The 23,887-nt window shown below is 63.1% G+C and carries 28 protein-coding genes and 1 pseudogene; 13 read left to right on the top strand and 16 right to left on the bottom strand.

Features of this window, described 5'->3' with window-relative positions; all coding sequences use genetic code 11:
• Window positions 1-48 precede the first annotated feature (48 nt).
• Together HF684_RS07845 and HF684_RS07840 are read left to right on the top strand one after the other, a co-directional pair.
• Complete coding sequence (locus tag HF684_RS07845) at window positions 49-507, top strand: lipopolysaccharide assembly protein LapA domain-containing protein (protein WP_169252045.1); 459 nt, start codon at window positions 49-51, stop codon at window positions 505-507.
• Window positions 508-510: 3 nt separating this feature from the next.
• Entirely contained in the window at window positions 511-1,155 is a 645-nt protein-coding gene (locus HF684_RS07840; protein ID WP_169252044.1) for a 4'-phosphopantetheinyl transferase superfamily protein, read from the top strand.
• Window positions 1,156-1,195: 40 nt separating this feature from the next.
• Here the strand turns inward: HF684_RS07840 and HF684_RS07835 are convergent, their stop codons facing one another.
• The gene (locus HF684_RS07835) at window positions 1,196-1,570 is read right to left on the bottom strand and encodes a hypothetical protein (protein ID WP_169252043.1); all 375 of its coding nucleotides are present in this window, start codon (window positions 1,568-1,570) and stop codon (window positions 1,196-1,198) included.
• Complete coding sequence (locus tag HF684_RS07830; protein ID WP_169252042.1) at window positions 1,567-2,961, bottom strand: PLP-dependent aminotransferase family protein; 1,395 nt, start codon at window positions 2,959-2,961, stop codon at window positions 1,567-1,569. Before HF684_RS07830 ends, HF684_RS07835 begins: the two co-directional genes overlap by 4 nt.
• Before the next feature lie 219 nt (window positions 2,962-3,180).
• Between HF684_RS07830 and pdxS the strand changes: the two genes are divergently transcribed.
• Genes pdxS through HF684_RS07815 form a run of 3 tightly spaced genes read left to right on the top strand, consistent with a single transcriptional unit; the run spans window position 3,181 to window position 6,213 of the window.
• On the top strand, window positions 3,181-4,062 hold the full coding sequence (pdxS, locus tag HF684_RS07825) for a pyridoxal 5'-phosphate synthase lyase subunit PdxS (RefSeq protein WP_169252041.1): 882 nt from the start codon (window positions 3,181-3,183) through the stop codon (window positions 4,060-4,062).
• Window positions 4,059-4,640, top strand: a complete 582-nt coding sequence (pdxT, locus tag HF684_RS07820; protein WP_348981442.1) for a pyridoxal 5'-phosphate synthase glutaminase subunit PdxT — start codon at window positions 4,059-4,061, stop codon at window positions 4,638-4,640. The genes pdxS and pdxT overlap by 4 nt, the downstream gene beginning before the upstream one ends.
• A gap of 10 nt (window positions 4,641-4,650) precedes the next feature.
• Complete coding sequence (locus HF684_RS07815) at window positions 4,651-6,213, top strand: helicase HerA-like domain-containing protein (RefSeq protein ID WP_169252040.1); 1,563 nt, start codon at window positions 4,651-4,653, stop codon at window positions 6,211-6,213.
• On the opposite strand, the gene HF684_RS07810 is transcribed toward HF684_RS07815, so the two are convergent.
• The 6 genes from HF684_RS07810 to HF684_RS07785 all read right to left on the bottom strand — a co-directional run bounded on the left by HF684_RS07810 (window position 6,196) and on the right by HF684_RS07785 (window position 11,425).
• Window positions 6,196-7,263, bottom strand: a complete 1,068-nt coding sequence (locus HF684_RS07810) for a diacylglycerol kinase family protein (RefSeq protein WP_169252039.1) — start codon at window positions 7,261-7,263, stop codon at window positions 6,196-6,198. The genes HF684_RS07815 and HF684_RS07810 overlap by 18 nt on opposite strands.
• A 20-nt stretch (window positions 7,264-7,283) precedes the next feature.
• Window positions 7,284-8,393, bottom strand: a complete 1,110-nt coding sequence (locus HF684_RS07805; RefSeq protein ID WP_169252038.1) for a winged helix DNA-binding domain-containing protein — start codon at window positions 8,391-8,393, stop codon at window positions 7,284-7,286.
• An 89-nt stretch (window positions 8,394-8,482) separates the two neighbouring features.
• A complete protein-coding gene (locus HF684_RS07800) occupies window positions 8,483-9,784 on the bottom strand; it encodes a carboxylesterase family protein (protein ID WP_169252037.1) in 1,302 nt (433 codons plus the stop codon).
• 9 nt (window positions 9,785-9,793) lie between these two features.
• Window positions 9,794-10,297, bottom strand: a complete 504-nt coding sequence (locus HF684_RS07795; protein WP_025778180.1) for a phosphoribosyltransferase — start codon at window positions 10,295-10,297, stop codon at window positions 9,794-9,796.
• A gap of 59 nt (window positions 10,298-10,356) precedes the next feature.
• Window positions 10,357-10,848 (bottom strand): DUF2087 domain-containing protein, encoded by a 492-nt coding sequence (locus HF684_RS07790; protein ID WP_169252036.1) that lies wholly within the window; start codon window positions 10,846-10,848, stop codon window positions 10,357-10,359.
• Window positions 10,849-11,041: 193 nt separating this feature from the next.
• Window positions 11,042-11,425, bottom strand: coding sequence for a YchJ family metal-binding protein (locus tag HF684_RS07785; protein WP_248279170.1), 384 nt, complete (start codon window positions 11,423-11,425; stop codon window positions 11,042-11,044).
• Between the two features lie 53 nt (window positions 11,426-11,478).
• On the opposite strand from HF684_RS07785, the gene HF684_RS07780 reads away from it, so the two are divergent.
• The 4 genes from HF684_RS07780 (at window position 11,479) to HF684_RS07765 (ending at window position 15,067) form a co-directional block, all read left to right on the top strand.
• Window positions 11,479-12,066 carry an HhH-GPD-type base excision DNA repair protein gene (locus HF684_RS07780; protein ID WP_169252035.1) on the top strand — a complete coding sequence of 196 codons (588 nt, stop codon included), beginning with the start codon at window positions 11,479-11,481 and terminating at the stop codon, window positions 12,064-12,066.
• A 161-nt stretch (window positions 12,067-12,227) separates the two neighbouring features.
• Window positions 12,228-12,866, top strand: a complete 639-nt coding sequence (locus HF684_RS07775) for a hypothetical protein (protein WP_169252034.1) — start codon at window positions 12,228-12,230, stop codon at window positions 12,864-12,866.
• Between the two features lie 323 nt (window positions 12,867-13,189).
• On the top strand, window positions 13,190-13,741 hold the full coding sequence (locus HF684_RS07770; protein ID WP_169250774.1) for a hypothetical protein: 552 nt from the start codon (window positions 13,190-13,192) through the stop codon (window positions 13,739-13,741).
• 90 nt (window positions 13,742-13,831) lie between these two features.
• Complete coding sequence (locus HF684_RS07765) at window positions 13,832-15,067, top strand: NAD(P)-binding domain-containing protein (protein ID WP_169252033.1); 1,236 nt, start codon at window positions 13,832-13,834, stop codon at window positions 15,065-15,067.
• Here the strand turns inward: HF684_RS07765 and HF684_RS07760 are convergent.
• Entirely contained in the window at window positions 15,037-15,528 is a 492-nt protein-coding gene (locus HF684_RS07760) for a hypothetical protein (protein WP_169252032.1), read from the bottom strand. The genes HF684_RS07765 and HF684_RS07760 overlap by 31 nt on opposite strands.
• A gap of 275 nt (window positions 15,529-15,803) precedes the next feature.
• Here HF684_RS07760 and HF684_RS07755 point away from each other — a divergent pair, with 275 nt between their 5' ends.
• Complete coding sequence (locus tag HF684_RS07755) at window positions 15,804-16,520, top strand: PIG-L deacetylase family protein (protein ID WP_169252031.1); 717 nt, start codon at window positions 15,804-15,806, stop codon at window positions 16,518-16,520.
• Between the two features lie 164 nt (window positions 16,521-16,684).
• Here HF684_RS07755 and tpx read toward each other — a convergent pair whose 3' ends face one another.
• The 7 genes from tpx to HF684_RS07720 all read right to left on the bottom strand — a co-directional run bounded on the left by tpx (window position 16,685) and on the right by HF684_RS07720 (window position 22,806).
• A complete protein-coding gene (tpx, locus tag HF684_RS07750) occupies window positions 16,685-17,185 on the bottom strand; it encodes a thiol peroxidase (RefSeq protein ID WP_169252030.1) in 501 nt (166 codons plus the stop codon).
• Between the two features lie 140 nt (window positions 17,186-17,325).
• Window positions 17,326-19,509 (bottom strand): 5'-nucleotidase C-terminal domain-containing protein, encoded by a 2,184-nt coding sequence (locus HF684_RS07745; protein WP_169252029.1) that lies wholly within the window; start codon window positions 19,507-19,509, stop codon window positions 17,326-17,328.
• Window positions 19,510-19,624: 115 nt separating this feature from the next.
• Window positions 19,625-20,632: a DUF368 domain-containing protein gene (locus tag HF684_RS07740; protein WP_169252028.1), complete on the bottom strand. Its 1,008-nt coding sequence runs from the start codon at window positions 20,630-20,632 to the stop codon at window positions 19,625-19,627.
• Window positions 20,633-20,676: 44 nt separating this feature from the next.
• Window positions 20,677-21,195, bottom strand: a complete 519-nt coding sequence (locus tag HF684_RS07735) for a DinB family protein (RefSeq protein WP_169252027.1) — start codon at window positions 21,193-21,195, stop codon at window positions 20,677-20,679.
• 55 nt (window positions 21,196-21,250) lie between these two features.
• Complete coding sequence (locus HF684_RS07730; protein ID WP_101544850.1) at window positions 21,251-21,622, bottom strand: VOC family protein; 372 nt, start codon at window positions 21,620-21,622, stop codon at window positions 21,251-21,253.
• A 107-nt stretch (window positions 21,623-21,729) separates the two neighbouring features.
• Window positions 21,730-22,548 carry a thioesterase family protein gene (locus HF684_RS07725; RefSeq protein WP_169252026.1) on the bottom strand — a complete coding sequence of 273 codons (819 nt, stop codon included), beginning with the start codon at window positions 22,546-22,548 and terminating at the stop codon, window positions 21,730-21,732.
• 42 nt (window positions 22,549-22,590) lie between these two features.
• Window positions 22,591-22,806, bottom strand: a complete 216-nt coding sequence (locus HF684_RS07720; protein WP_169252025.1) for a hypothetical protein — start codon at window positions 22,804-22,806, stop codon at window positions 22,591-22,593.
• An 82-nt stretch (window positions 22,807-22,888) separates the two neighbouring features.
• On the opposite strand from HF684_RS07720, the gene HF684_RS18995 reads away from it, so the two are divergent.
• From HF684_RS18995 to HF684_RS07710, 3 genes and pseudogenes are all read left to right on the top strand, one after another.
• Window positions 22,889-23,047: a hypothetical protein gene (locus tag HF684_RS18995; protein ID WP_348981441.1), complete on the top strand. Its 159-nt coding sequence runs from the start codon at window positions 22,889-22,891 to the stop codon at window positions 23,045-23,047.
• A 27-nt stretch (window positions 23,048-23,074) separates the two neighbouring features.
• Window positions 23,075-23,287 (top strand): annotated as a pseudogene (locus tag HF684_RS18990) (GNAT family N-acetyltransferase); the annotation flags it as partial.
• Complete coding sequence (locus HF684_RS07710) at window positions 23,270-23,866, top strand: GNAT family N-acetyltransferase (RefSeq protein WP_348981447.1); 597 nt, start codon at window positions 23,270-23,272, stop codon at window positions 23,864-23,866. The pseudogene HF684_RS18990 and the gene HF684_RS07710, both read left to right, overlap by 18 nt.
• Window positions 23,867-23,887: the final 21 nt, after the last annotated feature.

The following is a 23,887-nucleotide window of genomic DNA, read 5'->3' as shown; positions in this document are numbered from 1 at the left end:
TTCTCTGTTCCTGACCTCACCTCCCTATCAGCAGTTATGATGGGGCGCATGAGTACTCAAGACCCGCGTGGCGATTCGCAGACGCCCGAAGAGCTCCTGGCCGAAACCGATTCAGTCCTCGGCAGCGATACTCCCGCGACGGGCGAGACCGCTGCGGTGGATAAGACTCGGGAGATGTCACCGCACGAGCAGCATGAACAGACGCAGCCTCCGGCGGGACACACCGGTGAGCTGCCGTCGACGAAGGCGGGGTCAGGAATGTCGGCGGGCATGTGGATCTCCCTCATCCTCGGCGCCGTCATCGTCGTCCTGCTGCTCATCTTCATTCTGCAGAACAACGTCCCGGCCGAGTTCAAGTACTTCGGCTGGCAGTTCGAACTGCCCCTGGGCGTGGCCATGCTCTTCGCTGCGATCGGGGGCATCCTCATCGCCGGGATCATCGGTTCGGTGCGGATCTTCGTCCTGGGCCGCAAACTGAAGAAGATCAACAAGGCCTTGGGCCGCTGATCGATGGCGCACCACCCCAGCTTCACCGAACTGCGCACAGACCTTCCCGTCACCCTCGTCCTCGCCGATACCTCGGCGGAGGCGGCGTGGGCGCGCGATGACGATTCCGTGCTCACCGAGCAGGAACGCAACTATGCGAAGGAATTCGACGCCGAGGCGGCCGCCACCTGGTCTGCCGGTCGTGTCGTCCTCCGCCACGTCCTCGGAGCGCATCTGGATCAGGATCCCGCTGCGATCGAGATCCGCCTCGATTCGGCGGGCAAACCGCGCCACGACGAGTGCGAGTTCTCGGTGTCCCGGTCTCGTCGCCTCGTCCTCGTCGCCGTCTCCGACGATCCGGTCGGACTCGACATCGAACCGATCCCCGAGCGCGGGGTCGCCCTTGAGGCGATGCAGCTGCTTCACGAAAGAGAACGGGCTGAGCTCGACGAGCTGCCCGACGACGACTTCGCTGCCGGCTTCGTCCGCGTGTGGGCGCGGACCGAAGCCTTCCTCAAAGCACTGAGCACCGGCCTGGCTCGCGATCCGGGTCTCGACTACATCGGTGCCGGGCCGCACCCGAACTCACCGCACCCTGATGTCGACATCCACGATCTCGAGGACGGCATTCCGGACGGTCATATCGCGGCCATCGCGTTCAACCGCTGAGCTCGTCACCCTTCGCAACTGGCGGTCAGGGGTTCTGCGGCTATTCTTCGCTGAAGGACGGGCCGTTCTCCCCGGTCGTGAAGACCACGGCGATGCCCAATGAGCCCACACCGACCAAGCCGAAGAGGATCCAGGCACCGGCCGGGTTGCTCGCAGCCGCGAGGATGAGGCCGACGACGACAGCGACGATGAGAAGGGCGTCGAAGACCATCGGGAACTTCAGATAGCGCCTCTCTCCCTTGGTCACGGCATAGGAGATCTGGGTGGCGGCGCTGAGGAAGAGCAGCACCAGAGCGGTGATGACCAGCCAGCGTGGGGCGAGGAAGAAGTCCTCGAGTCCGCCGAGGAAGATGAAGCCGGCCACGGCCAGCAGCAGCTTGATGATGCCGTCGACTGCAAATCCGGAATTCCTCATGACTGAATCCTACTCAAGAGGGTCTTCACCTCTCCCAAGGCCTCCCGCAGCACAGTTGCCTCGACATTCGAATGCGCGATGACCAGACCGTGCCTGACTTCATCGCCGCCGGTCCAGCCGCGGGCCAAAGAGGCGACGAGGATGCCGCGCTCGGCCAGCTCACGCAGCAGTGTCGCGGCCTGTTCCTGAGACGTTTCGATGACGAGCGTGCGACCGTCATGGACCAGACCGGGGATCGGACCGATCTCGGACACGACCTCCTCGGCGGCCCGGAGTCGTCGCCGACCGCGGGAGATGCGGCGGCGCAGCCCACCGGAGCCGAGGTAGGAGGCGATGGCCATCTGCAGAATCGGTGAGAACGCAGGCCCGAGAGCCGCACGCATGCTCATGAGCCGCTCCGAGATCGGTCCGCGAGCGATGACGTACCCGGTCGATACGGCCGAGGTCAGCAGAGCGGAGAAGGTGCCTATGTGGACGACCTGCGCGCTGCTGCCGGTCGATGAGGCGAGATCGAAGAGGGTCGGCAGCACGGTGCGGGTGAACCGTGCCTCACTGTCGTAGTCGTCCTCGATGAGGAGCGCATCACCCCGCGCCGCCCAGTCGAGCAGACGCGCACGCTGGTCGACCGGCATCGGCGTTCCGTGCGGGAACTGATGATTCGGTGTCACGACGGCCGCACCCACATCGGCCGGCGCCGGCGAGGAACCGACCATGTCCAGGGGCACGAGATGCTGGTCGGTCATCGCCTGACGCAGACCGGGGAATCCGGGGTTCTCCACGGCGATGGAGCCGGAGACGCCGACGCTCAGCAGCAGACGCAGACCGTCGCGAGACCCGCTGGTGAGGATGATCTCGTCCGGATCGACGGCCATTCCACGCGTCAGCCGCAGGTAGTCAGCGATCGCCCACCGGGCACGGGGCTGGCCCAAGGGATCGATCGGCCCTGGATCGAGGTCGAGCGATTCCCGCCACGCCCGGCGAAATGCCGGCTCACGCAGAGGATCGTCACCGCCGAATCCCGGACGCAGGTCGACATAGTTGCGCAGGCGCCGCCTCGGCGAGTCCGGGATGCTTCTGCGCTGAGGCACAGGTGTCGAAGCGGCCGGCAGCTCGGGATTGATCCGCGTCGCCGAACGCTCGGCGGCGATGAGGAATCCCTCCACGGCGAGCTGCGCGTACGCTGTCTCCACACTGCCGCGGGAGATCCCCAAGTGTGTGGCCAGACGACGGCTCGACAGCACCGTGTCCCCCGGGTGCAGAGTCCCGTCCGAGATGAGACGACGCAGCTCCTGAGTGAGTTGATCCGGCAGTGGAGTCGGCAGTCGCCTGTCGACGTTCACCGGCAGAGCGATGCCCTCGGCCCGGGTGCCGTGCCGCGATTTCGTGACCATCAGTCGATCATAGAACGATCACCACCATCTGGCCTAAAATACTGGCATATTTCTGGCTCTCTGACTGAGCCACTCTTCGGATTAGGCTGGTCGGGAACGGCCGTTCACCCCGAAGAAATACGATCCCTCCGACGTTGGGCAGCAGACCGAGATCGCTCGGTTCTGTTCGCTTTCGTCGACCCGGATCGACTCCGCGACAGTGAATGGACTTGCACCACAATGACCGAAACACAGACCCTGCTCAACACCGGACTGGCTCAGATGCTCAAGGGCGGCGTCATCATGGACGTCGTCAACGCAGAGCAGGCACGCATCGCCGAGGCGGCGGGAGCCTCCGCCGTGATGGCACTCGAACGCGTCCCCGCCGACATCCGCGCACAGGGTGGAGTCGCTCGGATGAGCGACCCCGACCTCATCGACTCGATCATCGGCGCCGTATCCATCCCGGTGATGGCCAAGGCCCGCATCGGACACTTCGTCGAGGCCCAGATCCTCGAGACCCTCGGTGTCGACTACATCGACGAATCCGAGGTCCTCTCCCCCGCCGACTATGTCAACCACATCGACAAGTCCGTCTTCACAGTGCCGTTCGTCTGTGGTGCGACCAACCTCGGTGAGGCACTGCGCCGCATCCAGGAGGGCGCATCGATGATCCGTTCGAAAGGCGAAGCGGGCACCGGCGACGTCTCGGAGGCGATGCGCCACCTGCGCACCATCAACTCCGAGATCCGTGCGCTGGGGGCGAAGAGCGAAGACGAGCTCTACGTCGCAGCCAAGGAGATCGCCGCTCCGTACCATCTGGTCAAGCAGGTCGCCAGCCTCGGCCGTCTGCCGGTCGTGACCTTCGTCGCCGGCGGCATCGCCACCCCGGCAGATGCGGCGATGATGATGCAGCTCGGTGCCGACGGCGTCTTCGTCGGCTCCGGCATCTTCAAGTCCGGCAACCCGGAGGCCCGTGCGAAGGCCATCGTCGAGGCGACCACGCACTTCGACGACTCGGACGCAGTGGCCAGGGCCTCACGCGGGCTCGGCGATGCGATGGTCGGCATCAACGTCGCCGATGTCCCCGCACCGCACCGCCTGGCCGAGCGCGGCTGGTGAGAGTCGGCGTCCTCGCCCTCCAGGGAGCCTTCCGTGAGCATCTGCTCATGCTCGGCTCCCTGGGGGTCGACACCCTCAAGGTCACCAAGTCCGAACACCTCGCCGGCCTCGATGCGCTGATTCTGCCCGGCGGAGAGTCCACGGCCATGGTGCGCATCGCCGCCGGCACGGATCTCTTCGCGAGACTGCGCGAACGCATGTCAGGCGGTCTGCCGGTCTTCGGCACGTGTGCTGGGCTCATTCTCCTGGCCGACCGGCTCAGCGACGATTCGCTGGGCGGATACGACCGCCTCGGCGGCCTGGATGTCACCGTGGCCCGTAACGCCTACGGTCGACAACGCGAGTCCTTCACCGCTCCGCTGGCAGTACGTGGGCTGGACGAACCGGTCGAGGGCACATTCATTCGGGCCCCGCAGATCCTCGAACTCGGGCCCGGCACCGAGGTGCTCGCTCGTCATGACGATGTGCCCGTCCTCGTTCGGCAGGGTTCGGTGTGGGGAGCCAGCTTCCATCCTGAGCTGGGCACGGACCTGCGGATCCATGCAGAATTCCTCCACCACCTCGGTGCTGCTGTGTAAAGATTGACTCATGACTGAGCAGGCACTGCAGACACTCAAAGACGGATACACCTTCGATGGGGCGACCCTCGACCTGGGGGTCGCCCTCGACGGTGAGGACCCCTCGAAGGAGACTCCGATCTCCATCCCGTTGTCCATGCTCAATCGGCACGGACTGGTCGCCGGGGCCACGGGAACCGGAAAGACCGTGACTCTTCAGGTGCTCGCCGAACAGCTGTCCCGGGCGGGGGTGCCGGTCTTCGCCTCCGATATCAAGGGCGACCTGTCGGGCATCGGCGCTGCCGGTGTCGAATCCGACAAGCTGCGCAAGCGCCTCGATGCCGCCGGTCAGGACTGGCAGCCCAAGGACAATCCGACCGAGTTCTACACTCTCGGGGATTCGGGACTGGGCACTCCGCTGCGGGCGACGGTGACCTCGTTCGGTCCGATCCTGCTGGCCAAGGTGCTCGAACTCAACGACACTCAGGAATCCGTCCTCTCTCTGGTCTTCCACTATGCCGATCAGGCAGGATTGGCGCTGCTCGACCTCTCGGACCTCAAAGCCGTCCTCACCTTCCTCACCTCCGACGAGGGCAAGGCCGATCTCGAAGGCATCGGCGGAGCGTCGAAGGCCACCGTCGGCGTCATCCTGCGCAAGATCTCCGAACTCGCCGCTCAGGGCGGCGACGTGTTCTTCGGAGAACCGGAATTCGACACCGCCGATCTGCTGCGCACCGACGACAACGGTGCCGGAATCGTCTCCGTGCTCGAGCTGCAGAAGCTCAGTCAGTCGCCGGCACTGTTCTCCACGTTCCTCATGTGGCTGCTGGCCGACCTGTTCCAGGACCTGCCGGAGGTCGGCGACCCCGACAAGCCCTCCCTCGTGTTCTTCTTCGACGAGGCGCACCTGCTCTTCGCCGACGCGTCGAAGGCCTTCCTCCAGTCGGTGACGCAGACGGTGCGGCTCATCCGGTCGAAGGGTGTCGGCATCTTCTTCGTCACGCAGACGCCGAAGGATGTTCCAGAAGAGGTGCTCGCACAATTGGGTTCGCGCATTCAGCACCAGCTGCGGGCGCACACACCCAACGATGCCAAGGCACTCAAGGCAACTGTGCAGACCTTCCCGAAGTCCGACTACGACCTCGAAGAGCTGCTCACATCACTGGGCATCGGCGAAGCCGTGGTCACCGTCATGGACCCCGACGGCGCTCCGACTCCGGTGGCGCCGACACGGATGCGGGCTCCGGAGTCGAAGATGGGGCCGATGAGCGAAGACGAGATCAAAGCGGCTGTGGCGGCTTCGCCCCAGCGCGAGAAGTACGGCACCGCGATCGACAACGAATCTGCCCGCGAAATCCTCGCCGAACGCCTCGAAGGCGGTTCAGAAGCTCACGCCGAGGAACAGCAGTCCGCGCCGGCGGACAAGATCGACTTCCCGGAGGAGCCCGGTGCCGGCGGCAAGAAGCCGGCGAAGAACGACGACGAGAACCTGTTCACTCAGGTCGTGAAGTCCTCGGCGTTCAAACAGTTCACAAGGACCGCGGCACGCGAGATCGCGCGCGGAATCTTCGGCACGTCACGCCGTCGGCGCTGAGACCAGCAGTGTCTTCTCACCGGCGCTCACCCGCAGATCCAGGCAGTCGCCGATGAGGTCTCCGTCGAGTTGTACCGGTACCGGTGATTCGACCGCGACTGTCGTCTCGGTCGTACGACGATAGTTCATGAGCCGGTGGGCGTCCGGCTTGCCCCGCAGGCATGCTGCGGCGATTCCTGCCCAGGCTCGACACCGCCCGATGGGTGAGAGCGGGAACGGACCGACGGTGAGCATGGAGAAGGTCTGAGCACCGATCCGCGCCTCGGGGAACACAGCGATGGGTCCTGCAGGCCGGGTCACCTTCGAGACCATCACCGACCACACCTGCCCCGAGGCGGTTGCCTCCCCTGCGCCGGCGGTTCTTTCCCGTGTGCTCGCGGTGTCCCTCATGCTTGCGGTGTCTGCCGTACTCGCGGTGAAGTCCGCGGCGAAGAGGGCTCGCGCGGCTCCCCAGGCGTAGCCGAGCAGTCCGGGAGCGGAGCGGTGGTGGGCCACGGCCCGGGCGTCTCCCCCGATGCCGGCGAGGCTGATGAACTCGGTGCGATGTCGAGCGCCATCGGCCGTCTGGAAATCGGCAGTATTGATCGGAACGTTCCGGAGGTTCGGCGGATCGCCGACACGGATGATCGACGCGATAGTACCCACGCACAGGTCGATTGCATGTCGGGAGGATCGGAAGCCGATATGACGGCTGAGCACGTTCGCGGTCCCGGTCGGAATGAGGAATGTGGGAGTCCCTGCCTCGGCGAGCACCGCCGCCGTCGCCCGGATGGTGCCGTCACCACCGAGGATGATGATGGTGTCGGCTCCCCACGCGATGAGCTGTTCGGCCTGCCACCGACCGGAGCGTTCGACGCTGGTGGTCATGCTTCGGTAGTGTGCGCCGACATTGCGCAGTTCCGGCACGAGCTCGGCATACGCCCGCAGGGTCGCCGGGTGTTTGGGGTTGAGGATGATCCCTACGGCGATGCTCTGCGGCGTCGATCCCGGTCGGTCAGCCGCGGTCATCTGGCCGGCCAACGGTGTGCGTGTCGTGTGGAGTTCGTTCATCGTCGGTCGCGATTGCGTTCTCAGACGAAGGCCGGGTGGGTTGCGCTCACCGTTTCGACGGCCTCGAGGTCAACTCTCTCCCCTGGGAAGGTGTCGACAAGGACTCGCGGACCGGTCTTGCGGGGTGATCGCTTCCACGTGGCGCGCGCACGTGTGCCGGTCAGAACTGTGTTCTTGAACATTCCGTTGCCTCCGGGCACAACGAGTCTTTCGTGGGCAGGGTCGAGAGTGGCGCTGCGATCCTTGTACCCGAGGATGATCTCGTCGAATCCCGGCAGCAACATGGTCTCCTGCGCCGCAGTCTCCCATTCGGCCAGCCGGTCCTCCAGATCCGGTGCGTGCACGTATTCGGTGCCGTCGATGTCGGAGCTCACAATCTCACCGGCAACGATTCCGGCCTGAATGGCCTTTCTCATCCTCGTCTTCGGCAGTCCCGTCCAGCGTGTCGCGTCGTCGACCGTGACCGGGCCGTGGCTGGTGACGAAGCGTCTCACCCATTCGTGGTCGGCCGCCTCGGTGTCCAACTCCGTGGGGGCAGGCACCCAATCTGCGGTGAGCACGTATTTCATATCGTCCTTGCCCTCGATCATGGGGGCTTGGACGATGATGTTCTGCAGTGCCAGGGACGTGATGAGGTACCGGGCGTGGCCGTATTCGTCTCCGGCGCCGATGGGAGCGAATGCGTCGAGCAGTTCGAAGCGCGTCAGCGGTCCCCGTTCCCGGATGGCTGCTGTGGCGAGTTCGGCTGCAGTATCGAGCATGGCGTCGGTGATGCCGAAGTGCTCACGCCGCTTGGCCGTGGATTTCATGGTCCGTGCCCCGGTGAGGCCGAGGATCCATCCGATGTCCTTGGCCGTGGTCAGGTGGATGGTGCCGCGTTGGGTCCAGGAACGCACGATCTCTCCGGAATCGATGGCGGCACGGACGGCAGCCACACCGTCAGTGACATCCGGCCCTGAGCGCAGGGCGATGGAGACCAGTGCTCCGCCGAGGGCTTGGGCTTGGACGCAGCCGAGATGCTCGACGACGGCTCCGGCAGGTGAGAGGTCGGATCCTGTCGGTGACTCAGGTGGAGGTCCGATGAGTCCCTGCGAGATCAGCCGGGCTGCCGAGATCTGATGTGCGTCCATGGTCCAACGGTAGTTCACGCCGGTGACATGGCGGTTGTGAAAAGACGACAGACCGGGGACGCAGGACGGTGATCGCGAAGCCGAACAGGTCAGCCCATGATGTCGATGAGTCCGGGCACCCGCACGCGCGGCAGGCTGCCCGAGGTGGCGAACTCTCCCCAGATCCGGCGCAGCTCGGGACCGGCGATATCAGTGGTCGCACCGTAGTCGAGGAAGGAATCGTGCCAGATCTCGCCGGGGAAGATCAGCGGCAGGTCTCCGGAGTGGGCGGCGTCGAAGAAGCTGCCGTCCCCGCGGGAGACGATGAGCAGGCGTGCGCCCTGACCGCCGGACATCCGGTGGCGGTCGTAGAATTCGCGTCCGGCCCGAGTGTAGACCGCCGACGTGATGCCGGAGATGAGGGATTCGAGCATCGGGGAGGTCAGTGTGCGGTCGTGGAGGCGACGCAGCGCGGGAACGAAGCCGGCGAAGAAGGCCATCTCCCGTTCCGTGCGCGTCATGAGCACGTCGAATTTCGGGGCGACTGTGGCCCAGGCTTCGTCTGCCTTCGTTCGTGATGGCAGCGGGTACCGGCCGTAGCGGACTCCGAAGCACATTCCGGCATGCAGGCCTCCGACGAGGGCGGCCTTGTGCACCTCCTCCTGCGCTCTGAGAATGTCATCGATGCTGGCTGCCGGGTCGATCTTCTGGGCGACTTTCCCCATTGCCCAGTTCATTGCGTCCGTGCCGCCGGCCAGTCCCAAGGGAGCTGAGGCCATGAGCACCCGGCGGAAGAGTCCTGCGGTGCCGTCGGCGATCATGAGGTGAGCGCAGGCGTCGGCCCCGGCGCTCTGTCCGGCGACCGTGACATTGTCCGGGTTGCCTCCGAAGGCGGAGATGTTCCTCTGCACCCAGCGCAGGGCGGAGATCTGATCGAGCACTCCGAGGTTGAGGTGTTCGTCTCGCCCGGTTCCGAGGTATCCGAGGACTCCGAGGCGGTAGGTCACGGAGACGACGATGATGTTCTGTTCGGCGGCCAGGGCGTGCGGATCGTAGATCTCCGCGTCTCCGGCACCGGCGACGTAGGCTCCGCCGTGGATCCAGACGAGGACGGGAAGTCCCGCCTCGGTGGCGGAGCCCTTCGGCATGGTCACGCTCACGCGCAGACAGTCTTCGCTGATGGGAAGCCCACCGAGTTGGTCGAAGGTCATTCCGGCGTTCGGGTCGCGGCGCAGCTGCGGGCTGGCCGGGCCCGGTTGACCGCCGTCGATGACGTCCACCGGAGGTTCATCGACGGGAGGGAGGAAACGACCTGCGCGGGCATAGCGGATGCCTCGTGCCCGGATCACATCCTCGCTGACGTAGGCGCGCACGCGTCCGCACGGGGCCGCGATGTCCCGTGTCTCCTCCATACGGTCAGCTTACTTGCTGGGTTCGACGGGAGGCTCGGCCGACCAGGGGAAGACGATCCACTGATCGGTGCGCTTCCACACGAAGTCCGGGTCGATGATCGATGCGGACTTCGCATAGATGACGGCCGACTGGGCTTCCGCACCGTGTTTGCGCAGCAGTTCGAGGACGAGAGCCAGGGTGCGGCCGGAGTCGGCGACGTCGTCGACGACGAGCAGCTTCTTACCCTTGATCGCTTCGATGTCGAGCATCGGGGCGAGCAGGATCGGGTCGGGCAGGGTCTCGTGGACGTCGGTGTAGAACTCGACGTTGATGGCGTCGGAGAGCTTGAGCCCGAGGGCGTAGGCCAGTGCTCCGGCAGGCAGCAGTCCACCGCGGGCCACGGCGATGACGATCTCGGGATCGTAGTCGGAATCCGCGATGGTCTGCGCCATTTCCCGCGCCGACCGGCCGAACATGTCCCAGCTGAGAATCTCTTTTTCGTCGAGATCGGTCGAATCGGCGTGGTAGGCCATGGATGCTCCTCGTGTCTGCCTGTTTGTGGTTCGAGCTTCAAGGATACGCCGTCGCCGGTTCAGCGCAGAAATACCTCGAGCCCGGCCATTTCCTGGGCTTGTGAGCCTGTATGAGTCGGCGGGTTCGGGTTGACCCAGTATTCGCCGGTGTGGGCATTGCGTTCGAGCAGCCGATAGTCGATGAGTTCACGCCGCAGCAGGGCGAAGTCCGGGTGGAAATCACTGAGGATGGCGCCCAGCCGTTTCTCGCTGTAGACCCGGTCTGGTTCTATGGCGGCGAGGACTTCGATGAGGACGAGTACGAGGGCACGGCGTTTCGTCGGAATGGCGACGAGGCGGCCGTCGGGCATGAATGTTCTCAGTGTCTTCGCCCGAAACCGTGCGATCTCCGAGTCGATGGTGGCTCCGCGGCCGGTAGTCGACCGGGGCACTGCACTCTGGTTCGCGTTCTGTTTCGCGGCGATCAGCGCGGTGCGGGCCGTGGTGAAGTTCTCACCGGTTTCGGTCATCCGCGTGCGAACGAGTTTCTTGAAATCGTTGTCCTTGGTCATGGTGTCACTTCCTGTGGCGACCAAGTCTCCCCCAGCACGAAACCTGGTCAGGAAATCACCGTGCCGGTTTCGTCCGAGGATTTTCTCCCCTTCGCCATGCGGTCGGTGTGCTGGGAACACGACCTCGGCTGGGCGTTGGATGCGCCGACCACCAGTATAGGCATAGCCGTCGTCGGATCTCGAAGTGGTTGGGTCAGCTTTCGAGGGCTTCGAGGTACATCCACCGGCCGGCTCTGCGGACGAAGGAGGAGTTCTCTTCGAGAACATGATCGCCGAGGTGGTCCCGGAATCGCGCGCGGAAGTGCACAGTGCCGGTGGAATCGTCGACTCCCCCGCCAGTGGTTGCCTCGATTTCGAGACCGAGCCACGTGGTGGCGTCATCGACGCCGACATCGTCGGGTCGGGTCTTGGCGTGCCAGGTGCGGAAGAGGTGGTCTTCGTTGCCGCAGACGAAGGCGGTGTAGCGGGAGCGCATGAGCGCCTCGGCGGTGGTGGGCCACGTTTCGCCGTCGAGGGCTGGACGGCAGCAGTCGTCGTAGTCGGTACCCGGAGGCATTCCGGAGCAGGGGCAGGTCATCTGTCGATGATACCGGGCGTGGACAGCAGGGGCAGGCGTGCGAAGATGGGGACATGACTTCACTGTTCCTGTCTGGAGACCCGAAGGCCGATGCGCTGTTGGCCGAAGACCGCTTCGCCCTGCTCGTCGGAATGCTGCTTGATCAGCAGGTGACCATGGAGAGTGCCTTCGCGGGTCCGGCCAAGCTCGCTGAACGACTGGGCAATCTCGACATCGACGAGATCGCAGAGATGAATCCGGATGATTTCCTCGACATCTTCGCGCAGACTCCCGCGGTGCACCGGTTTCCGAAGTCGATGGCCGGACGCGTGCAGAAGCTCGCGGCAGCCATCATCGACGACTACGACGGGAATCCCGAGGCGATCTGGACTGAGGGTGATCCCAGCGGCGCTGAGGTGCTCAAACGTCTGAAGAAGCTGCCCGGTTTCGGTGATCAGAAGGCCAAGATCTTCCTGGCCCTGCTCGGCAAGCAGTTCGAACTTCGGGCCGAGGGCTGGCAGAAGGCCGCTGGTGACTACGGAGACCCAGATGCCCGCCGTTCGATCGCCGATGTCCGCGATGACGTCACTCTGCAAGAGGTGCGTGCCTTCAAGAAGCAGCAGAAGGCTGCGGCCAAGGCGGCAAAGGCTGCAAACATATAGTGGGGTAGTCGCCGAAAGACACATGCGTCCACGCACTCGGACGTGAGTTATCCACAGATTCGACTTCGCCTGTTCTAAAAAGCGTGCCTGTCGAATAATGTAGGGAATCCGGGTGTCGACCGACCGGGTCGCGCCGCAGTTGCAGACCACAGAGGCGTGGAATGAGAACTGGATCGTCCCGACCGTATCGTCGACCTGCCCAAGTATTCGTTGCCGTATTCTCCGCGCTGAGTTTGGTCTCGGTCGTCGGCTGCGCCGATAATTCCCCGGTAGCCGCACCGACGTCGACCTTGCCTGCGCAGCAGTCGGACGGAGGGGCGACTGATGACCCCACCGAGGTGGCCATCCCCGACTACGAAACCGACCTCGACCTCGATCAAGAGGAGAAGAAGGCCGTCGAGGGCGCGTTGGTGGCGTTCGTCGGGTACTTTCAGACAGTCAATAAGGCCTATTCAGGGGATTTCGCCGCCGCAGATGAATTTCCAGAATACGCCGATGGTGAAGCGCTGAAATCCGTCAACGGAGATGTTGAGGTCATCAAAGATGGATCGTATAGATTCACCGGCGACGTCACCCCCAGCAATATCGAAATAGAGAAAGTTGAGTCCGAGGCGGGATCTGTTTCACCCACTGCTGTCACAGTCCACTTCTGTTTCGACCTTTCGAAGTGGTCATTGCTGCCAAAGGACGAATCGCAAACACCCAATAGCGATGAGCTGGTGACAATGGAACACAACATCTACAAAGAATCTGGCAACTGGAAAGTCACGGAACAAACCCTTCGAGAACGCAAATGTTGAAGGCGAATGCTCTTTTGGGTGTGTTCCTCGCAGTTGTCCTGGCCCAAGTATTATTTCTGCCGCCACCTGCGTTGGCTTCTCCTACCTGCGATATGCGAAATATCAATAGCTGCTCGGCTGACACCCCAGGCGGCGGGGGCGGCTCTGGCGGTGGCGGTGGCTCTGGCGGTGGCGGTGGCTCCGGAGGTGGCGGCTCTGGCGGAGGCGGCAATGGCGGCGGCTCCGGAGGCGGCGGTAGCGGCGGCGGAGGTGGCGGTAGCGGCGGCGGAGGTGGCGGCGGTGGACTGCCTGACTGTCCGACGGAAGAGGTTGGCTATCTGTGCGTGAGCGAACCCGGCCCCGGCGGTGGAGGCGGTGGCGGAGGCGCTCCGGCTCGGCCCGATCCCCCGACGCACATCCCGGAATCGCAGTTTCAGAACTTCGACATTCCGGCACCCACAATCTACGCCTGGCCAAAGGATTGGGCCGTCGTCGGTAAACCGGCCGCCTTCTGGACGGACACCGATGTCAGCTATATCGACATGACACTGCTGACCTATGCCGTCAAAGTCAAAGTCACCCCAGAGCGCTTCAACTGGGACTTCGGAGACGGATCGGGCACGGCAACCACCGCGAAGGGTGCGAGGCCGCTGCCTGGCGGCGCCCCACAGATCGGACACGAATACCAAGAATCGGGCAAAGTGTCGGCTTCGATGACTGCAACATTCAGCGGAGAATTCTCCGTCGACGGTGGCCCCTGGCTTCCTATCGACGGATTCGCTCACGTCGCCAGCAACGACATCGGCATCGAGGTCTACCGTTATCACCGCTACCTCGTCGACGAAGACTGCTATTCCAATCCCCGCGGGCCAGACTGCGCCAGATCTGCTCGATGATGCCCTAAGAACGTCGGCCGGAATTGATCAGAACATCGCATACGTGTGGGCAGTAAGACCTTGACGACAGTAACCTGGAACAATGGCCACATGGTGTGCCGAATCAACGAGCTCCTGATCGATTCTCATTGGCCGATCGTCATCATCGGCGCGGGCCAAGCCGGACTGTCCGCAGCACATTATCTCTGGCGCGACGGCCTCGCACCGGGCAAAGACTTCATCATCCTCGATGCCGGAGAGGGCCCTGGTGGAGCCTGGCGCGAACGGTGGGACTCCCTGACCTTGGGCACCACCAACCACATCTCCGACCTGCCTGGATTCCCTCTCGGACGTCCCGACCCGAACGTCCCCGCCTCGCAGGTCGTGTCCGACTACTATTCCCGCTTCGAACGCGAGCTCGAACTCTGTGTCATCCGCCCGGCTGAAGTGGAGACCGTTCGGTCCGAAGAACCCGGACAGGGACGGTTCACCATCGTTGCCACCATCGACGGCGGACAGGTGACGCTCTCCACCGACTTTCTCATCAACGCGACCGGCACCTGGACCCAGCCTTACGTCCCCTTCGTCCCTGGCATCGGCGAGTTCGAGGGCCACCAGCTGCATACCGTGAACTTCCGAGACGTCGAAGACTTTCGGGGACTGCGCACACTCGTCGTCGGCGGCGGAATCTCCGCCACCCAGTTTCTTCTCGAACTCGCCGAGGTGACCGACGCTCTCTGGGCCACACGCCGTCCCCCGAACTTCACGTCCAGAGAATTCGACGGCCAGTGGGGCCTCGAAGTCGAACGGGCCGTCCGGGAGCGAACACTGTCCGGTATGGCCCCTGCCAGCGTCGTCCGAACCACCGGACTGCCGATCCGCCGCGAATTCCGAGTCGGAATCGACTCGGGAATTCTGGTCTCTCGCGGCATGTTCGACCGCATCCTTCCGCACGGTGTCCACTTCCCCGGAATCGGCGACTCCGAACCTCCGACCTCGGCGGAGGGTCTCGGTCCTTCAGCCAGCGACCATCTGGCAGTGCCCGAGTCATGGGCTCCATTCGACGAACCACGAGACGAAGAGATCGACGTGATCTTCTGGAATACAGGGTTCCGGGCGGCGCTCAAACACCTTGCACCGCTGCGTCTTCGCACACCGGATGGCGGGATCTCCATGGACACCGAGGTCGCGGTCAAAGACGATCCGCGGCTGTTCCTCGTCGGCTACGGATCAGCCAGTTCTACGGTCGGAGCCACCAGAGCGGGAAGGATTGCGGCCCGGGAACTGCTCAAACGCATGTCCGACGGTCGGCAGGCTCAGCGCAGGTCTGGGGCTTTGAGCACCTGATCGTCGAGGCGAACCGTCGGCAGCATCTGTCTGAACTGGTCCTGCGCCTCGGTGTCATCGGCTTGCGCGAGCATGTCGACGCTGACCTTGAAAAGCCGACCCTCGACGGATATTCCGGCAACGGCACCGAAGATCACGGAATCTTCCTTGTCGACTGCTCGCATATCGTCGGGAGCCAGCGTGCCATGGAAGACCCAGTACTCTCCCCCGCTGAGTGAACCGGTGGACTCGCTGCCCATGGATGATCCCGAAGTGCTGAACATCCGCTCTCGTGCCTTGTCCACCAATGCTTGTGGTGTCGACTCGTCATCATCGAGACAGTTGACCGTGATGATCGCTCCGGAATCGGTTTCATAGAGTCGATATCCGTCGTATCCGGACCCGTCAGCCCAGTCAGCGCTCAAGGCCAAGCTGACTTCGACGGGACACTGTCCACCCAGTTCGACAGTGGTCTCACTCATGCCATCGGGAATCGTCGGACCGGTTGCTGTCGGCGAAGGTGACTGCCCGTCACCGATCCCCACGTTTGCCGGCTTGGATCCCGCATCGTCCGAGCTGCTGACCCGGAACGCCGAACATCCGGTGAGAACCAGCCCCAGGGCCAGAGTCACCGCTACGAGTGGTCTGTTCATCATCGTCTGCCTTCACTCGATCCGTGGGTCATCCATATCGTACCCAATCGCGTACCCGTCCCCGCTCTCTAGCGCAACTGCGAGCTGCCGCCTAGCCTGGAATCATGACTGAGATCCCGCTTTTCGATGACTCTGATATCAACCGTGTGCTCTGCGTGGTCGCGCACCCCGACGATATGGAATACGGCGGTTCGGCGGCAGTGGCAAAATGGACCGATGAAGGCAAGGAGGTCGCCTATCTCTTGCTCACCCGCGGGGAGGCGGGGATCCGGAATATGCCCCCTGAGGAGGTGGCACCGCTGCGCGCGGATGAGCAGCGTCGGGCGTGCAATATGGTCGGCGTCGACGATCTGGAGATCCTCGACTTCCCGGATGGTCTGCTGGAATCCACGCACGAGTTGCGAAAGGCGATTGCGCGGAAAATTCGTGAGTTCCGACCGAACGCGGTCGTCGTGACAACCTTCGACCTCAAGGTTCAGTGGGGACTCAATCATGTCGACCATCGCCATGCCGGCGTCGCCACCGTCGATGCGATCCGCGATGCCGACAATCCCTGGGTCTTCACCGACCTCAAGTACGAGGGACTCGAAGCGTGGAAGGCGGATCGACTGCTCATCAACGGAGGACAGCCCACACACGCCGTGGCGCTCACGGCCGAGCACGTCAATCGTGGTGTGCGCTCCCTCGAGGCGCACAAGGTCTATTTGAACGCGCTCGGCGACCATCCGGCACCGAAGGACATGATTCCCGGAATCACCACGAGCGGTGGAGAACTCGCCGGCGTCGACTATGCCCTGCCGATCACCGTCATCGACATGTGAGCACGTCGGCATGTGCCGGCTATTGGCATGTGCTGCCTGTTGGCAAACAAGGCAACGACTCGTATCGGCACACGTTGCTGACAGAAAGCGAACCGGGCGGGACTCGCGTGAGACCCGCCCGGTTCACTATTCGCAGGGCGAAGTTCCGACCTGCGAAGAGGAGATCAGGCTCCCAGAGCCGCGATTGCCGAATCGTAGTCGGGTTCGGTCGTGATCTCGTCGACGAGCTGCGTGTACGTTACGGTGCCCTTCCCATCGAGGACGACGACGGACCGTGCGAGCAGACCGGCGAGCGGGCCATCGACCATGGTCACGCCGAAGTCCTTGCCGAACGAGCTGCGGAATCCCGATGCCGTGACGACGTTCTCAATGCCTTCGGCACCGCAGAAGCGAGCCTGGGCGAATGGAAGGTCGTTGGACACGCACAGAACGGTGGTGTTCTCCAGACCCGCGGCGAGTTCATTGAATTTGCGCACCGAGGCGGCGCACACGCCCGTATCGAGGCTGGGGAAGATGTTGAGCACGACGCGCTTGCCCGAGTGATCCTGGGAATTCACATCGCCGAGGTCGCTGCCGACGAGGCTGAAGGCCGGAGACTGCTCGCCCTTGGCGGGCAGGTCGCCGACGGTCTTGACCGGAGATCCCTGAAATGCTGTGTTGGCCATGCTTGACTCTCTCCTTCTTCAAAGCTGACTGCTGTCACTCTCACTCTACGTGAGTTGCCGCCGAGGCGAACCCGATCAACATGGACCGGACGCTCGACCGACTTTCTGATCGTTGAGTCCCACCCGCTGCAGCCGGTCGCTCAACGGCGACGGCGGCGTGAGAAGTACACGAGAGCCGTACCGAGTGCGATGATCGCGGCGGCGATGCCGATGCTTGCGGCAAGCTCGAGACCGGTCCGTGGCAGGTCAGCGCCACCGCCTGCGCCGGCTGCCGAGTCGTCAGCTTCGCCGCCTTCAGCATTGCCGTCCGATGCACTGTTCGCCGAGTCGTCGTTCTCGGATGTTGCCTCTCCGGCGTTGTCCTCCCCGTCAGCGCTTCCGGAACTCCCGGAACCCGAGCTGTCGGAGGTCGCACCGGCGTCGGACTCAGCACCATCGGATCCATTCGAATCCGCCTCGGCAGTGACTTCGCCGGAGCTGTCGGAATCTTCGCTGTCAGTGGAATCGTCATCATCTCCGCCGGGTGAACGGCTGCTGGTGACGACCTGCCAGTTCTCGTCGAAGAAGTCGGCAGGGTCGACGATCTGCTTTTCCTCGGCCCAGTCGATGAGGGCCTGGCGCACCTCGACCTGTTCGTTGTAGACCTCCTTGAGTCCGTCGACCGGATAGCCGCCTCCCCCGGACTGTCGGTAGTTGTTGATCGCGAGGATGAACCGGTCGGTGTCTCCGATTTCGCTGCCGTCGGCCTGTTTGAGGTTCTCGATCCTCTCCCCGATCGGTTTGGAGACATTGATGTCGTAGTCGATTCCGGCCAGAGCGTCATAGTTGTAGTCCGGGATCGGAGATTCAGAGACTTCGTCGATCGCGTTGGTGCCGTCGACCGGGTCGAATTCGGCGCCTTCTTCGGTCTGTTTGAAATAGCGTGCCGAGTATTCGAGGTAGTCACGCAGCTGGGCACCGTTGATCTCGACTCCGGCAAGAGTGTTGTCGTAGACGTAGAGTCCGGCCACGTCTCGGATCGTGATGTCGCCGGCCGGGAACTCTGCGGTGCGGCTGAAGGGAGATGCCTGTGAGATGACGGGAAGATCGTCATAGTCCGTTCCTTTCAGTCCTTCTTCCACCGTCTCGGTCTGGACGTGAGAGATGAAGTCGAGGATCGCCGTATCCTCATAGTATGAGGTCTTCGCCGACAGCGTTTCGGTCACCGAGCCGATCTTCGTGTTCACGTAATCGATCGTGGTCCGGTGCTGCTCTTCGACGAGGTCTTTGATCTCCTGATCCTCAGTGACTTCGCCTTGGGCGGCGAGAGCGTCCGCGTGCGGCTCGGCCTCGCCCCAGTCGACGTGGTGGGTGTCGAGGTTGATCGGCAGTCCCACCTCTGAGACCGAACGGGCCCAGTAGTTCGGTTGGGTGATGAGCACCTGGCTGCCGTCGTCGCGGGTCACGACTTGGCTGGGTTCGTTCTGGTGGGTATGGCCGGCGACGAGGACATCGATTCCGGGAACCTGCGCCACTGAAGTGCTGACGTTCTCCTGCAGTCGGTCGGGATCCCAGTTCTGTCCTTTCGGATCTTTGCCGGAGTGGGAGAGCACGACGATGACGTCGGCGCCCTTCTGTTTCATCTCGGGGACATACTTCTGGGCTGTCTCGACGGGATCGTCGAAGTGCACCTTTCCGGACAAGTTGTTCTTGTCCCAGATTCGGCTGCCGGGAGTGGTCACGCCGAGGACGCCGACGGTGATCGTCTCACCATCGACCTGTTTGTCGACCAGCGCGTACGGGTCCAGATGGGTTTGACCGTCTGCGTCGTCGATGACATTGGCGCCGAGAAGCGGGAAGTCGACTTGGTCGCTGTAGGTGGCCAGCAGGTCGAGGCCGTAGTTGAATTCGTGGTTGCCGACCACCTGTGCGTCGTATCCCAGATGGTTGTAGGTCTTGGCCAGCGGGTGTGTTTGGCCGCTGGTCGTGATCGGCTCCTGTTTGGCGTAGTAGTAGGCCAACGGATTGCCTTGGATGGTGTCGCCGTTGTCGACGAGGAGCACGGATTCTGCACCTTTGTCCTCGCGTACTCCCTTGATCAGCGTCGAGGCTCGGGACATGCCCAGCTCCTCCCCTGCCGGGTAGGGCTTGTTCGCAAAGTAGTCCCAGTTGAGGACGTGGCCGTGAACATCCGTCGTCGCCAACAGAGTCAGCTCCCCGGTCTCGGCCACCTGCGAGTCGGTGGGCGCATGGGCACTGCCGAGGCCGGTCGCGGAGGCGGCCGCGGGTCCAGTGATGACCAGAGCGAGGGCGAGCAAGGACGAGGTCAGGGTGCGCAGGCGCATATGTCTCCAGAGAACTGGTCAACGAGGATGGCAGTGATTCAACTCTCTCACCCTAGTGGGCGCTGACCGGTTTCTGAATGGATCTTGAGAGAAATTTGAACAAACTCTATTGCGCTCACGCCACAGAGGAATCAGCGCCGCCGGCCTCATCCTTCGATGATGCAAATTTCGCCTCGACGACGATGAGGATGACGACAACAGCAGCGCCGAGGACGGCGAGCAGAATCGGGCCGAGAACCGGGTCGACGGGAGCCAACAGACCGCCCGCCCCGTGCTCTTCGCCGTCGGCGCCCACCTCGGCAGATGACTGCCAGGGCCAGAGTGCGCGCAGGGACCCGAACATCAGTCCTGCCATGACGATGAGTGTCCACCACCGGTGATTGTGCAGGAAGTATTTGAGGAGATTGACGAAGACCGCCAGGCCGAGGACTGCGCCGAGAAGGAAGATTCCGAGATAACCGAAGTCACGTGAGTCCACGGCGCGAAGTGTGGTCGAGTACATGCCGACTGCCAGCAGGAAGAATGATCCGGACACTCCTGGCACCACAAGTGCGCAGATGGCGATCGAAGCGACGAAGAAGACAGCGATGAGTGGTGGGTTCTCCACGTCTGCCCCGCCGGCCAGACTCGTCATCAAGAATGCGAGAGCGGCAGCGACGATGAAGGCCAGAACGCCGAGGAGCGCCGGTTGCCGCGAGGAACGTGCCGGCAACATGCGCAACGGCACCGCAATGCTGGCGGCGACGAGGCCGAAGAACAGTCCGCGGGAGAGTTCGGGGTTGCCGGTGACGAAGGATTCCAGGACACCGGCGATGGTGAATACGGCCACGGCCATCCCCAACAGAACCGGGATGACGAGGAACCAGTCGGTGCGCCGCAGTTCTGCCAGTGCTCCGCTGACACGCTTGGGGCCGGTCACCAAGGTCTTCGCCGCGGCTACGACGTGCGCTGCGGAATCGATCAGTTGGTCGTAGACTCCGGTGACCAAGGCAATGGTTCCGCCGGAGACCCCGGGGACGAGTTCGGCGCTGCCGATGAGGAATCCGCGGATCAGGTCGAGCGGCAGGAGTGCTTTGGACCGTTTCGGCGCAGTGTCGGTTCCGGTCGATGGGATGTTCGTCATACCTCCCAGCCTATTTGATCCGCCCTCTGCACAGTGCCCACGACTCAGTCGCCGATCTCACCATCGATGTCCTCGCGCAAGATGTCCGCATGGCCCGCGTGCCGGGCATACTCCTCGATGAGATGGATGAGGATCCATCTGACGTTGAATTTCTCGCCGTCACGGTCTCCTCGTGCGGTCAGGGTGTCCAAGTCGGTCACCTCGGCGAGGATTTCGCGGGAGTTCCCACAGGCCTGCTCGTGGTCCGCCAGGAGCTCGTCCGCGGTCATCCCTGACGCAGACTCGAAGTCCCAATCACGGTCGCTGTTCCAGTCGACGCTCGACCACGGCTCCCCCAGTTCTCTGCCCTGCAGCACTTCGACGAACCAGCTCTCTTCGACGAGGGTGAGGTGTCGCAGGATGCCTCCGATCGTCAGCGACGACGACGCCACGGTGTGGTTGAGCTGTTCCGGCGACAGTCCATCGACTTTGCGCCGGACCACCTGTCGGAAATAGTCGAGGAACTCTTCGAGCCCTCGTCGTTCGTTCGGGGAATTGCTCGGATCGGTCAACGTCAGGGTCATGCTGAGCCTCTCTGATCATGCAGACGGCCTGATGTTCGCACCAGGCGTGTGAAGCTCAGTCTAGTTTTCGCCGGCCGATGTCGAAGAGGTTTCCTTCGGGATCTTTCAGTGTCGTCCATTCGATCCCGTACTCGTCGAAGGACGCGAGCTTGTGCGCGCCCAAGGAGACTGCGCGGTCGACGTCCGCCGGATAATGCGGATCGTCGAGGTCGATGTGCAGCGGGTTCTTCCCCTCGGCGCGCTCGTCGACCTTGAGGAAGAGCATTCCCGGAGTCGGTGACTCGCTGTTGTGGACTCCCCCGATGCTCGCAACGAATTCGTTGGCCCCGGGATCGATGTCGGCGCCGAGGAGGTCCGCCCAGAAGATCGATTGAGCTTCCACATCGAGGCAGTCGAAGGTGATGCTCAAAGATGCCAGCGACGCCATGAGCGCGGTCCTTTCGCAGTCGGATAGGTGTTGACCCGACTATAGAGCACCCCACCGACATGGCACATCGAAGGCGTCATCATCGGTTATCCGCCGTCATCGTCACGTCAACCGCGGGGTTGGCGCGCCAACTGCCGCGACTGAGCGACGAGGCGACCGGCCGAGTCCCACAGTTCGCAGTCCTCTTCGAACATGCCGCCGGCAATGTTTCGAGTGGACAGTCGTGCGCTGATCCATCCGGGAGCAGGCAGAGCGCGGACGTGTGCGGTCAGTTCCATCGTCGGCGCCCAGTTGAAACGACCGAGGTCGAACATCACCGGCGGGAACGAGTCGAGGAACGTCAGCAGGGACAGAGGGCCCGGGTCACTCCCGTCGATGAACCGAATCCAGCCTTGGAGCACTCCGCGTCCGCTGGGTTTGCCGACTGCGAATCCTGCGGTGGCCGGGTCGAGTCGCATATCGAACCGTTCGACCAGCGGTGCCGCTTTCTTGAAGTCCTCGCTGGCTTCGGCAACACCGACGCATTCTTCCGGTGGTGGCAGGTGGGGCGGGGTGGCTGTCGTGCCGACATCGTCTGGAAGCTCGCCGAGGTTGCCCATCGTGGCCATCGCAGAGATCGTCGGTGCCCCGTTCTGGACGAGTTCGATGCCGTAGCTAGCCGTCGATCGGCCTTCGCGCAGCGTGCGCGTGGTGATGTCAACCGGCCCCTCTTTGCTGGGCCCGAGGTAGAAGGTCGAGATGACAAGAGGGTCCGGAGTGCTCGGGTTGACGGTGCGTAGGGCTTGTCCGGCGACTCCAAGGAGGTAGCCTCCGTTGACGGCACCGGCGACTTTCCAGCCGGCGTCGAGCTCGGCGGTGAAGTTGTGGTCACCGTGACGGGTGACTGCGATGGCGCGGGAGAATTCACTGACGGTCGATTGACTCATAACGCATACAGTACCAAGAGCTGAACGAACGTCCAGCCAGATTCACTGCCGTCCGGGTTGCCGTTCGTTGCCGTGCCGGTAGTTTCCTGTCGCCCGTGCCAATAGCTGCTGATCGCTCTCGTCGTCTCGGCCGAGCTTGGGGATGAGTGCGGCAGCCTTCTTCCCGCCGAGCTCCATGACGTTTCGGCCGCCTCGGCGGATGAGGAGGACTCCGGATTTGGTGACTTGGTAATCGAATGGATCACCTTCAAGGCTCATGACTGGACTCCTATATCGCGCGCTAAGGCTCTCGAACCACTTCATTGAACCGCGGCGAGAGCGCACCGACTAGTCTATGCGCATGAGTGTGAAGCTGACCCGGGTCGATCCACATGGCTGCGACGATGATCATCTTATTGATTTCTACACCACGGAAGAGTTCCCCTTTCACGCCAAGTTGTCCGTCTGGTCGACGGAAGAAGTGCGTGAACGGATCGCGGATGGCTACTTCATCAGTTAGGAGACCGAATCGTTCTGGCTCGTCCACAGCGAGTTAGGGCGGATCGGCATCGTCCGCCTCGAGGATCTTCACGACGAGACTCCGCTGTTCGACCTCCGATTAGCTTCGCGATTTCGAGGTCGGGGCCTCGGCATTGAAGCGTTGACCGCCATTACCGCTCAAGTCTTCTCCACCACGCGAGCAGTTCGACTGGAGGGTCAGACACGCGAAGACAATCACGCCATGAGGTCGGTTTTCGACCGGGCAGGCTGGACGAAAGAAGCTCACTACCGCCGCTCGTGGCCAGTCATTGGTGGCGATCCGCTGGATTCAGTCGGCTATGCGGTCCTGCGCGAGGAGTGGGAGACAGGCGTCAGGGATGAATTGCACTGGCATGATCGCCGTCATTTTCGTGAGCAGACTCGATCTGGGATCACGTATTCGTCGAATACTCTGCCTTCGCGCAGTGAGCTGCTCAAGCTCTATGACTCGGTGGGTTGGTCTGCCTATACAAGCGACCCGGAACGGCTGGTCTGCAGCGTGCTCAACTCTGCGCACGTCGTCTGTGCTCGCCAGGCAGGGATGCTCGTGGGAATGGCGCGCGTGGTCAGTGACTTCGGAACGCTTGTCTACCTTCAAGACGTCCTCGTCGATCCAGGAAAGCAGCGGCGCGGCATCGGGGGTGAACTCGTCGTTCGCGCCCTCGAACCTTTCGCCGATGTCCGGCAGACCGTCCTGCTCACCGACGCCGATCCCGGACTGACTGTGTTCTACACGTCGCTCGGTTTCAGCGAGGCCGCCCCGTCGGCAGGAGCGACGGTCCGTGCTTTCGTCCGATGAGGTGAAAGTGCCCCTGGCCTT

This window comes from Brevibacterium sp. 'Marine' (assembly GCF_012844365.1).
GTDB lineage: Bacteria > Actinomycetota > Actinomycetes > Actinomycetales > Brevibacteriaceae > Brevibacterium.
Note: the sequence above shows the minus strand (reverse complement) of the source record. Positions and strands in the feature narration are given on the sequence as shown.

Coding starts and splice junctions, on each gene's coding strand:
- HF684_RS07815 (WP_169252040.1), top strand. CDS start 4,651: ATGACTGAGCAGGCACTGCAGACACTCAAAGACGGATACACCTTCGAT.
- HF684_RS07790 (WP_169252036.1), bottom strand. CDS start 10,848: ATGACCAAGGACAACGATTTCAAGAAACTCGTTCGCACGCGGATGACC.
- HF684_RS07765 (WP_169252033.1), top strand. CDS start 13,832: ATGGTGTGCCGAATCAACGAGCTCCTGATCGATTCTCATTGGCCGATC.
- HF684_RS07730 (WP_101544850.1), bottom strand. CDS start 21,622: ATGGCGTCGCTGGCATCTTTGAGCATCACCTTCGACTGCCTCGATGTG.
- HF684_RS07735 (WP_169252027.1), bottom strand. CDS start 21,195: ATGACCCTGACGTTGACCGATCCGAGCAATTCCCCGAACGAACGACGA.
- HF684_RS07745 (WP_169252029.1), bottom strand. CDS start 19,509: ATGCGCCTGCGCACCCTGACCTCGTCCTTGCTCGCCCTCGCTCTGGTC.
- HF684_RS07835 (WP_169252043.1), bottom strand. CDS start 1,570: ATGAGGAATTCCGGATTTGCAGTCGACGGCATCATCAAGCTGCTGCTG.
- HF684_RS07775 (WP_169252034.1), top strand. CDS start 12,228: ATGAGAACTGGATCGTCCCGACCGTATCGTCGACCTGCCCAAGTATTC.
- HF684_RS07845 (WP_169252045.1), top strand. CDS start 49: ATGAGTACTCAAGACCCGCGTGGCGATTCGCAGACGCCCGAAGAGCTC.
- HF684_RS07785 (WP_248279170.1), bottom strand. CDS start 11,425: ATGACCTGCCCCTGCTCCGGAATGCCTCCGGGTACCGACTACGACGAC.
- HF684_RS07740 (WP_169252028.1), bottom strand. CDS start 20,632: ATGACGAACATCCCATCGACCGGAACCGACACTGCGCCGAAACGGTCC.
- HF684_RS07710 (WP_348981447.1), top strand. CDS start 23,270: ATGAGGTCGGTTTTCGACCGGGCAGGCTGGACGAAAGAAGCTCACTAC.
- HF684_RS07720 (WP_169252025.1), bottom strand. CDS start 22,806: ATGAGCCTTGAAGGTGATCCATTCGATTACCAAGTCACCAAATCCGGA.
- HF684_RS07830 (WP_169252042.1), bottom strand. CDS start 2,961: ATGGTCACGAAATCGCGGCACGGCACCCGGGCCGAGGGCATCGCTCTG.
- HF684_RS18995 (WP_348981441.1), top strand. CDS start 22,889: ATGAGTGTGAAGCTGACCCGGGTCGATCCACATGGCTGCGACGATGAT.
- HF684_RS07725 (WP_169252026.1), bottom strand. CDS start 22,548: ATGAGTCAATCGACCGTCAGTGAATTCTCCCGCGCCATCGCAGTCACC.
- HF684_RS07755 (WP_169252031.1), top strand. CDS start 15,804: ATGACTGAGATCCCGCTTTTCGATGACTCTGATATCAACCGTGTGCTC.
- HF684_RS07800 (WP_169252037.1), bottom strand. CDS start 9,784: ATGGAGGAGACACGGGACATCGCGGCCCCGTGCGGACGCGTGCGCGCC.
- tpx (WP_169252030.1), bottom strand. CDS start 17,185: ATGGCCAACACAGCATTTCAGGGATCTCCGGTCAAGACCGTCGGCGAC.
- HF684_RS07810 (WP_169252039.1), bottom strand. CDS start 7,263: ATGAACGAACTCCACACGACACGCACACCGTTGGCCGGCCAGATGACC.
- HF684_RS07805 (WP_169252038.1), bottom strand. CDS start 8,393: ATGGACGCACATCAGATCTCGGCAGCCCGGCTGATCTCGCAGGGACTC.
- HF684_RS07840 (WP_169252044.1), top strand. CDS start 511: ATGGCGCACCACCCCAGCTTCACCGAACTGCGCACAGACCTTCCCGTC.
- HF684_RS07760 (WP_169252032.1), bottom strand. CDS start 15,528: ATGAGTGAGACCACTGTCGAACTGGGTGGACAGTGTCCCGTCGAAGTC.
- HF684_RS07780 (WP_169252035.1), top strand. CDS start 11,479: ATGACTTCACTGTTCCTGTCTGGAGACCCGAAGGCCGATGCGCTGTTG.
- HF684_RS07795 (WP_025778180.1), bottom strand. CDS start 10,297: ATGGCCTACCACGCCGATTCGACCGATCTCGACGAAAAAGAGATTCTC.
- pdxS (WP_169252041.1), top strand. CDS start 3,181: ATGACCGAAACACAGACCCTGCTCAACACCGGACTGGCTCAGATGCTC.